At 45.2% G+C, this 3,751-nt stretch carries 3 protein-coding genes; 2 read left to right on the top strand and 1 reads right to left on the bottom strand.

What is annotated here, in order from left to right; translation table 11 throughout:
• Positions 1 to 64 precede the first annotated feature (64 nt).
• Positions 65 to 784 (bottom strand): TerC family protein, encoded by a 720-nt coding sequence (locus PSE7429_RS21735; RefSeq protein WP_009629533.1) that lies wholly within the window; start codon positions 782 to 784, stop codon positions 65 to 67.
• Positions 785 to 1,415: 631 nt separating this feature from the next.
• Between PSE7429_RS21735 and PSE7429_RS21730 the strand changes: the two genes are divergently transcribed.
• Both PSE7429_RS21730 and PSE7429_RS21725 read left to right on the top strand, forming a co-directional pair.
• Positions 1,416 to 2,072, top strand: coding sequence for a pentapeptide repeat-containing protein (locus PSE7429_RS21730; protein ID WP_009629532.1), 657 nt, complete (start codon positions 1,416 to 1,418; stop codon positions 2,070 to 2,072).
• Positions 2,073 to 2,415: 343 nt separating this feature from the next.
• The gene (locus tag PSE7429_RS21725) at positions 2,416 to 3,678 is read left to right on the top strand and encodes an MFS transporter (protein WP_009629531.1); all 1,263 of its coding nucleotides are present in this window, start codon (positions 2,416 to 2,418) and stop codon (positions 3,676 to 3,678) included.
• Positions 3,679 to 3,751: the final 73 nt, after the last annotated feature.

Below are 3,751 nucleotides of genomic sequence, written 5' to 3'. Positions count from 1 at the left end.
CCCTTTCTCAAAGCCCGTTTCCAATTATCCCGAACTCACGTTGATTAGAGCAATAATTCGTTTTTTATTCGGCAACCTCTTCAATCTCGCTCGTAATTTCCAAGGGTTCGCGTTTAGAAAAGCCCCAGAGGAAAACTAGCCCAATACAGCTAAGCATCAACCATTCTGGAGGAACGAGACTATCGGAAAACACTTTAATAAACAGACGCATCCCCACCAACAATACGATCAGATAACCTGCCGATTCAAGGTGTGTAAATTCGGACAACCATTTAATAAATAGCCCAGCCAAAAATCTTAAGGCGATAATCCCCACTACGCCACCAATCAGCACTAGCCAAGTCTCCTCGGCAACTGCTACCGCCGCAGTCACACTATCAAGCGAAAAGGCTAAATCCGTCAGCGACACTAGAGCCACCACTTGCCATAGCTTATCAGCCATGCGTACGGGGTTCTTGGTATCGTGATCTTCTTGGGATTTTTCCAAGAAGAATTTACCAGAAAGCCAAAGCAGATATACCGAACCTGCCAGTTCAAACTGCCAATATTTTATGACCCATGTCGCGGTAAAAATAAGCACTATACGTAGTACAAATGCTCCAATCAAGCCATACCGTAACGCCCATTCCTCTTGCTTGGGGTCGGGCAAACTCCGTACGATCGCGGCAAGGGCGATCGCGTTATCAGCCGACAAAATTGCCTCTAGTAGAATCAGCACCCCCAAAATGGGAATAACTTCAGGTCGAAAGGATAAAGCATTCGTGTCTAGAAACTGCTCGAACATTCAGTACGATCCATGACAAAACATCAACAAATACTACAAGTATACAAAATCATTAGACCATCGGAGAGTTAATTCAAATAGCAAATATCCTAGCTAATCACCGATATATAATACCAATTCCCAAAATGGCAGTGCCATTTTGGGAATCTCAAAACCTTACTGGGTTTGTTTTTTAATTCACTGAAGTGTTGGCTCACTTCAGTAAATTGGTATAAGTAGTTCAGCATAAATAAACTTAAAATCTAGAAGAGCATACCGCCCGCGTAGTGGGCGGTATGCTCTTCTAGGTTTTGTTTTTTAAGTATCTAAAACCCCAAAAAAGATTGGCGGCGCTTTGCGCCGCCAATCTTTTTTGGGGTTTTATGTCTTATCGCAATTTTTGATCAAAAGAACCACAAGAATTTTTAAAAGTGTTGCGAAGCAACACTTTTAAAAATTCTTGGTTTGGATTTGAGCGCAAAGCTCTGTAAGTAAAACTTGTGTTTCTACTTATATTTTTATAGGATCGCTATATTTCGCATTAATTCATTAATTATTGCTTTCAGTTTTTTTGTTACATTTTGCTGTGTTGAAGGGGGAGTTGTTGTGATAACAATTAGTAAAGGATTTGCTAAATTTAGGTGCTTTACCCATGAAGTCAACAGCCTTTACTAACTCCGTGACTGCGATCGCTAGCGCCCTTGTTGCTAGCATAACGATTGGTACGACAGCTGTACAAGCTCAAAATGCTCAACATATCCAATCTCTGCTCACCCATCACACTTGTCAGCGTTGCGAACTAAGTGGGCTTGCCGCACCAGGGGCAAACCTCCGCGAATCGTTTCTTGATGTTGCCGATCTCCGCAAAAGTGCCCTCTCTGGAGCGACTTTAGCCTATAGCACCATTTACTACGCTGACTTTCGTGGAGCCGACCTTAGCAATTCCGATCTCCGCAATACATTTTTGATTAATAGCGATCTCATTCAAGCTAATTTGTCTGGGGCAAATGCTCGCAATAGTCGCTGGAAATATGCCGATCTAACCGAAGCGAATTTACAAAACGCTAATTTGATCGATATTGAGTTGGTTTACGCGAAGCTCAATCGCGCCAATCTCACCAAGGTTTCTTTGCGTAACGCCAGTCTCTATGGTGCGGACTTGACGGGCGCAAACCTCAAAGGTGCGGATCTCTATCGTGCGGATCTCACGGACGCAAACTTGACCAATGTGGACTTGACCCAAACTAATCTTTGCCGTGCGACGATGCCCGATGGCAAGATCTCGATGCAAGGCTGTACCGAGTTCTAAAACCAGAGTTCGTAATATTAATTTTGTTTTGTAACTAATTTTGCAACTAAGTAGCTGGGCATAATTAAAACCCAGAACCAAAACCTGTAGCGTACACACAGCGTGCGCTACAGGCTTTGGGATTTTGTATTTAATTGCGCCTAGCTACTTAAATTTTGTAACATTTATGCCGATTCCCAAAATTGTGACAACAATTTTGGGAATCATATTTGGGAATCATAAAGTCAAGCTCCGTAAGGGACTTGCTATTAATTAAAGTACCTGTGGCTTTGACTCCGCTCAGCCAACGTTAGCGCAATTTTGCGTTTTGGGATAAACCGAAGTACTTAACAAAAAGAGATTTATGACGATCGCCCCAAATCCAACATCAAATCAAGTGCGTTGGCTACAGGTCTGGAGTCTTGCCTCAGTGCAGGGCGCGATTTCCTTGACTTGGATTGCTTACGCAATTTACTTGCCAAAGTTTATCGAACAGGTTTTTGCCTATCCACCTAGTCAAGCGCAGCAATTTGCGGCGCTACTGCTGGTCATCGAAAGTGCGATCGCAGCGATCGTCGAGCCATTATTTGGTGGACTGTCCGATCGCTGGCAGAGTTGGTACAGTTCGCGAATGCCTATTATTGTGGCTGCTACGCTTGCTGCTACGGCTTTTTTTATGGGTTTGCCCTGTATCGTCATCTTTGGCGGGGCAAACGATGTGACCCGCTTGATTTTGGCCAGTCTTGCAATTTTGTGGGCGATCGCTATGGCAACATTTCGCAGTCCCGTCATTTGCTTGTTGGCTAGCTTTGCAGGAGCCACGCAATTGCCCCTTGCAGGCAGTGTTTTAACTTTGGTGGGTGGTTTTGTGGCTTCGATTCGTCCCCTCGCCACAAGTTTCATTCTCGGCTTGGGCGCACCTGCTACCTTTACGATCGCTTCGATTACTTTGTTGGCTGGGGTGGCAAGTTTGCGAGCGGCGACTATCTACATTCCCAAAAATCCCGTTCCCGATGCCGCTCCTGATCAAGACAGTCAATTTCCGATCCGAGACTTTTTGGGCAATTTGGCGATCGTTATGCTGGTTGGTGCGGCAATTGGTGTGGGGATTCGCCTGTTGATGGGGGATGTGTTGCCCCGCACAATCAAAGCGGACATTACAGGATTTACGGGTTTATCCTTTGAATTATTAATGGGCGCGGCTCTGATCGCTCAAGCCTTGCTAGCTTTGGGGACAGGTAGAATCTCAAAGTTTATCGATAACAAACGCCTGATGATCGTTAGCTTGGGTGGGTTAATTTTGGCTTTAGGCTTGCTATCGTTTGGCTATGGGGCGATCGCTGCCATCATCTTGATCCTATGGATGCTCCTCTGCCTCAGTGCGGTGAATAACGGCATGGTTGCCTTTGCGCTGACGATGGTTCCAAAGTCTCTGAGTGGTTTGACGGTAGGGACTTTTTTTGGTGGTCTATCGGGGGCGATCGCTATTTTTGGCTATGCTGTACCAAAATCTGCCGCACTCTCTATGGCGGATGTGCTTATCTTAACGGCGATCGCCTTTCTAATTGCAGGCTTGGGTATAGGATGGGGTGATCGCCTTACCCGCTCTATTCCTTTAAAAGTCTAAATAGCTATAAGTAGCCAGTCGCAATTAAATGTAAAACCCAAAAAGCTGTGGCGCACGCGCAGCGTGCGCCACA

The organism is Pseudanabaena biceps PCC 7429 (assembly GCF_000332215.1).
Lineage (GTDB): Bacteria > Cyanobacteriota > Cyanobacteriia > Pseudanabaenales > Pseudanabaenaceae > Pseudanabaena > Pseudanabaena biceps.
Note: the sequence above shows the minus strand (reverse complement) of the source record. Positions and strands in the feature narration are given on the sequence as shown.